The sequence below is a fragment of the Streptomyces milbemycinicus genome, assembly GCF_002154605.1.
Taxonomy (GTDB): Bacteria; Actinomycetota; Actinomycetes; order Streptomycetales; family Streptomycetaceae; genus Streptomyces; species Streptomyces milbemycinicus.
In genome coordinates this window covers 1-5,063 of the sequence record NZ_MUNE01000879.1, presented here as the reverse complement: position 1 = coordinate 5,063, position 5,063 = coordinate 1, and the positions used below count along the sequence as shown (strand labels likewise).

Genomic DNA, 5,063 nt, shown 5'->3' with positions numbered 1-5,063 from the left:
TTCCTCCGCCCCTGAGCCGGCGAAGGCCGGCTCAGGGGCGGAGGAAAGGACAGCGGAAGGGACCGCGAAAGGGGCGGGGCGGTCGGCCGGCGGCTCTGCCCGCCCGGTGCGGCGGGTGACCGCGCGGATCCGGGCGATGAGCTCCCGGATGGAGAACGGCTTCGCCAGATAGTCGTCCGCGCCGAGCTCCAGGCCCAGCACCCGGTCGGCCTCCTCGCCGCGCGCGGTGAGCATGATGATCGGTACGTCGGAGATCTGCCGGATACCGCGGCAGACGTCGATGCCGTCCATGTCCGGCAGCCCCAGGTCGAGCAGGACGATATCGTCATACGGCCCTGCCAGCCCGGCCGCGCCGGTCGTCACATGATGGATCGTCAGTCCATAGCGCGCCAGCCCCTCGGCAAGTGGTTCGGCGATCGTCTCGTCGTCCTCGATGAGCAGCGCTCGTACGGTCATGGGTCCTGTCTCTTCCGTGAATACGGACAACATGAATCCCCCGGTCGGAGCCGACACGTTACAAGAGGGTCATTGGCCGGTCCCGAGTTTTGTGATGTTGCGAGCAAAAACCGGACTTGGACGAGTTCTGGTCGGGCGCTGGCCGTCGCTTAACCTTCCGCTGGCCCAGACCTGCTTACGGTGCATGACACCTGGTCCAGCCAGCTGTCAGGAGGCACGATGAAATCCTTGGTCGAGCACGCCCGCGCTTTTCGGTACCGAGCCGATTTCGCGAGCGACGAGTACCGGAAACTGGCCGAAGGACAATTCCCCGAAGCGCTGTTCATTACCTGTTCGGACTCCCGGGTCATACCGGCTCTCATCACCGGTGCCCGCCCCGGGGAGATTTTCGAGCTGCGCAACGCGGGCAACATAGTTCCACCGCACGGAATGCATCTGGTCTCCGGTGAGGCCGCCACCATCGAATACGCCTTGGAAGTGCTCGGGGTGCGGGACATTGTCGTCTGCGGCCATTCCCACTGCGGCGCCATGGGTGCGCTGGAGTCCGGCGCGGACCTGTCGACGCTGCCCGGAGTGAGCGCCTGGCTGGAGCTCGCCCGGCCGGGGCTGGCCCCGGAGATCACCGGTGGCTGCGAGGACCCGTCCCTGAGGGGCCTGGCACAGCTCAATGTGCGCAACCAGCTCTCGGCGCTGACGGATTATCCCGCGGCCCGCCGACGGCTGGAGGAGGGTCGGCTGCGGCTGCACGGCTGGTACTACCAGGTCGACACGGGCGAGCTGTGGGAGCTCGACCAGGACGGCCGCTTCCGGGAGCATCCGTGCTGACCGGCCACGGCTCACCCCGGCACGCGCGGGGCCGCCATGCGGCGGGGCCGCCGGTCACGTACGGGAGCGGCGCCCCGTCGTACGGGGGTGCTGACGCACCGTACGAGCCCGCCGCCCCGCCATACGGGGCCGCCGACGCGCCATATGAGCCTGCCGCCCCGCCATACGGGCCGGCCGACGCGGCATACGGAGCCGCGCCACCGCCGCCGCCCACGCCACCCGCCACGCCACCCGCCGCTCCGACCGGCCGCGGCCCCACAGGGCGCGGTGCCCGGGCCGCCCGCAGCAGCAAGCCCCGCGCGGGCGGTGCCGGCTCCGGTGGCGCCACCAGCGGTTTCGACCTGGGCACCGAGATCACCGCCTCGTTCGTCGTCTTCCTCGTCGCCCTGCCCCTGTGCATCGGCGTCGCCGTCGCCTCCGGCACACCGCCCGAGCTGGGCATCATCTCGGGCGTCGTCGGCGGTCTCGTGGTGGGCGTGGCCCGGGGCAGCGCCCTGCAGGTGAGCGGGCCCGCGGCGGGCCTGACCGCGCTGGTCCTGGAGACGGTGACGGAGCACGGCCTCGCCATGCTCGGGGTGATCGTGCTGGCCTCCGGGGTGCTCCAGATCGTGCTGGGGCTGATCCGCCTCGGCCGGCTGTTCCAGGCGATCTCGGTCGCCGTGGTCCAGGGCATGCTCGCGGGGATAGGCCTGCCGCTGATGTTCAGCCAGTCGTATCCGCTGGCCGACGCCCGGGCCCCGGGCTCGCCCCTGGAGAACATCGCGGGGTTCCCCGGGCTGGTCGCCGACACCCTGCGCGACCCGCAGACGATGATCGCGGCCGGGCTCGGCATCGCCACGGTCGTCCTCAGCTTCCTGTGGAAGAAGGTGCCGGGGCCGGTCGGCAAGGTCCCCGCCGCGCTGGTCGCGGTGGGCATCGGCATCGCCGTCGCCGCGCTGCCCGGCGTCGAGGTGAAGACGCTGGAGGTGGGCAATCTGTTCGCCTCCGTGCAGGTGCCGGGGGCCGCGGAGTTCGCGGGGCTGGCGGACGCGGCGGTCCTGGGCGCCGTGCTCACCTTCACCGTCATCGCGTCGGCGGAGAGCCTGTTCACCGCCGCCGCGGTCGACCGCATGCACGACGGCGCGCGCACCCGCTACAACTCCGAACTGGTCGCCCAGGGCGTCGGGAACACGGTGTGCGGGGTCCTCGGCGCGCTCCCGGTGACCGCGGTCGTGGCCCGCAGCTCGGCGAACGTCCAGGCGGGCGCCAAGACCCGGCTCTCCCGTACGCTGCACGGCCTGTGGCTGCTGGGCTTCGCGCTGCTGCTGCCGAACGTGCTCGCCCTCGTCCCGATCTCGGTCCTCGCGGGCGTCCTGGTCCACAGCGGCTGGAAGCTGCTCGCCCCGCAGGAGTTTCCGAAGATGTGGCGTCAGGACCGCGGCGAATTCTTCGTCATGACCCTGACCACGGTCGCCATCGTCGCCACCGCGCTGCTCGAAGGCGTGCTGATCGGTCTCGCCGCCGGGGTGGTGCTGGCGGCGCTGCGCATGTCGCGCACCCACGTCAAGGAGCACACCGAGGGCGATACGGCCCATCTCACCATGGCCGGCAACGCCACCTTCCTGCGCCTTCCCCAGGTGATCGAGGCGCTGGAGGCCATCGCCGCCTCCGGCAAACCGCGGATCCGTCTGGACCTGACAGGGGTGACCCACCTGGATCACGCCTGCCGCAGCCAGATCGAGGAATTCGCCGCCCAGCAACGCGCGTCGGACGCCGTGGCGGTGGAGCTGCTGATGCCCGACGACAAGGCGCTCCGGGCCGCGGAACCCGCCCCGGCCGCCGGGCCGGGACCGGCTCCGTCCCCGGTTCCGACCCCGGCTCCTGTCCCGGGTCCGACGGCGGAGTGGTTCTATCTGGACACCCGCCCGGTGGAGGAGGTCCGGGCACCCGGCGCGGCATTTGCCCGGGGCATGCGGTATTGAGGTCAAATCAACCGCACGATCTCACGCAGCGTGATCGATCTCGGCTCCGGATGTGACCGCCCCCACAACTCGGTCACAGGGTTTTCACACGGGGTGTGCGCCGGTGACCCGCGTCCGTCCTGCGCACACTCTCCCGCACCACCCTGCGACACGGTTGACTCGGACTGTCGAAAGTGCACGAAAGCACATTCCGGAAGGGGAACAGTCCGTGACCACCGAGCCCGAGCACGCCGCGTTAGCCGTGGAGCTCGCGGAAATCCGCCGCAGGGTCGATGTCAGCCTGGCCCGTGTCGACGGACAACTCGCCCTGCTCGACCACCGCGGGGAACAGTCCGAGGAGGATGTGGAGCAACTGGCCGTACGCGTACGCCATTTGGAGCACGCGCGCTGGCCGTTGAGGTCCATCGCCGCGCTGACCGGCGTATGCGCGCTGGCGCTGGCGCTGTGGCAGGCCGCCGGCCGCTGACGCCCGGCCGGGGGGGCACGCGGTCGGCAGGCCGCCGGCGGGGGCGACGCCGGCGGTCGGCCGAGGCGGATGTGATCAGCCCAGGCGCATGTGTCAGCCGAGGCGGATGTGGTGGAGCAGCAGCAGCGCGGCCGCCATGTTCGCGGCGGGCACCTCGCCGCGCGCCACCATGTCCGGGACGGACTTGAGCGGCACCCAGGCGCGCCGGTCGGATTCGAAGTCGTCCTCCGGCGGCCCGACGTACGCGGCTTCCTCCGCCCAGTAGATGTGGTGCCGGGCGTCGGTGAGCCCGTTGGACGGCTCGACGGAGAGCAGATGGCGCAGCGGGCCGGGGCGCCACCCGGTCTCCTCCTCCATCTCGCGGGCCGCGGCGACCTCGATGTCCTCGCCGTCCTCGACGACGCCGGCCGCCAGCTCCCAGCCCCAGGCGTCGGTGATGAAGCGGTGCCGCCACAGCAGAAGTACCTCATTGGCCGCGTTGACGACGGTGGCCACGGCCACGGGGCGCAGCCGGATCAGATAGTGGTCCAGATGACGGCCGTCGGGGAGTCTGACGTCGGCGAGGTTCACCGAGAACCACCGGTTCTCGTACACGGTCCGCTCCCTGAGGTTCTTCCATCGCACTGTCAGCCACCTTCCGCCGCACAGTTGGCAAGGCTGTCGACGAGGGCGCGGACCGGACTCAGAGAGGCACGCGCAGCGCCCCGTCGATGAGTTCGGCGGCCTCGGCAGTCGCCGCGCTCCCGCTCTCGGCGAGGTGTTCCCGCACGGCGCGGAGCCGGTCGCGTAACCGCCTGGACTCCATACCGCGGGCCCGCTCGGTCATTTCCACCGCCGTGGCCACCGCCCGGTCCGCGTCGCCCTGTCTGAGCGCGATATGGGTGAGCATCGCGAGCCGGTGCACCCGGCCGCGGTCGTGCGCGGGGGTGCCGACCGCGGCGGCGGCGTTCTCCCGGGCGCCGCCGAGGTCGCCCAGGCTGAGCAGCGCCTCGGCGACCTGGACATTGACCAGGCCAGGCTGGACGTAGCCGGTCTCGTCGGGCTCCTGGCCCGGGCGGATCCGGTCGGCGGCGGTCTCGGCACGCCGGATGCAGGCCAGCGCCCCGGCCCCGTCGCCCAGCCGGGCGTACGCCTTGGCCTGCATGGCGTACAGGTCGGAGGCGAGCGCGGGGGTGATGTGCGAACCGGACGCGCGCAGCGCCGATTCGGCGAATGCGACCGCCTGCCGGTACTCCTTCATGAACAGGGACTGGTTGACCAGCAGGGCGATGACATACGCGCCGAGCCCGCGGGCCCCGCTGGCCTTGGCCAGCCGCAGCGCCTGGTGGAAGTAGCGCTGGGCCAGGCCGTGGGCG

At 71.5% G+C, this 5,063-nt stretch carries 6 protein-coding genes; 3 read left to right on the top strand and 3 right to left on the bottom strand.

Features of this window, described 5'->3' with window-relative positions:
- A partial coding sequence (locus CCN51_RS48165) for a response regulator transcription factor (RefSeq protein WP_245881835.1) occupies positions 1 to 456 on the bottom strand: 456 nt, incomplete at its 3' end.
- Positions 457 to 675: 219 nt separating this feature from the next.
- Here CCN51_RS48165 and CCN51_RS48160 point away from each other — a divergent pair.
- The 3 genes from CCN51_RS48160 (at position 676) to CCN51_RS48150 (ending at position 3,708) form a co-directional block, all read left to right on the top strand.
- On the top strand, positions 676 to 1,281 hold the full coding sequence (locus CCN51_RS48160; protein WP_014175131.1) for a carbonic anhydrase: 606 nt from the start codon (positions 676 to 678) through the stop codon (positions 1,279 to 1,281).
- Positions 1,275 to 3,242, top strand: a complete 1,968-nt coding sequence (locus CCN51_RS48155) for a SulP family inorganic anion transporter (RefSeq protein ID WP_014175132.1) — start codon at positions 1,275 to 1,277, stop codon at positions 3,240 to 3,242. The genes CCN51_RS48160 and CCN51_RS48155 overlap by 7 nt, the downstream gene beginning before the upstream one ends.
- 208 nt (positions 3,243 to 3,450) lie before the next feature.
- On the top strand, positions 3,451 to 3,708 hold the full coding sequence (locus CCN51_RS48150) for a hypothetical protein (RefSeq protein WP_014175133.1): 258 nt from the start codon (positions 3,451 to 3,453) through the stop codon (positions 3,706 to 3,708).
- A 93-nt stretch (positions 3,709 to 3,801) separates the two neighbouring features.
- Here the strand turns inward: CCN51_RS48150 and CCN51_RS48145 are convergent, their stop codons facing one another.
- Entirely contained in the window at positions 3,802 to 4,332 is a 531-nt protein-coding gene (locus CCN51_RS48145; protein WP_014175134.1) for an NUDIX hydrolase, read from the bottom strand.
- 58 nt (positions 4,333 to 4,390) lie between these two features.
- On the bottom strand, positions 4,391 to 5,063 hold a 673-nt coding region (locus CCN51_RS48140), incomplete at its 5' end, for an NsdA family TPR-like regulatory protein (RefSeq protein WP_483883476.1).

Excerpts from the sequence above, each read along its gene's own strand:
- CCN51_RS48160 (WP_014175131.1), top strand. The coding sequence starts at position 676 with ATGAAATCCTTGGTCGAGCACGCCCGCGCTTTTCGGTACCGAGCCGAT.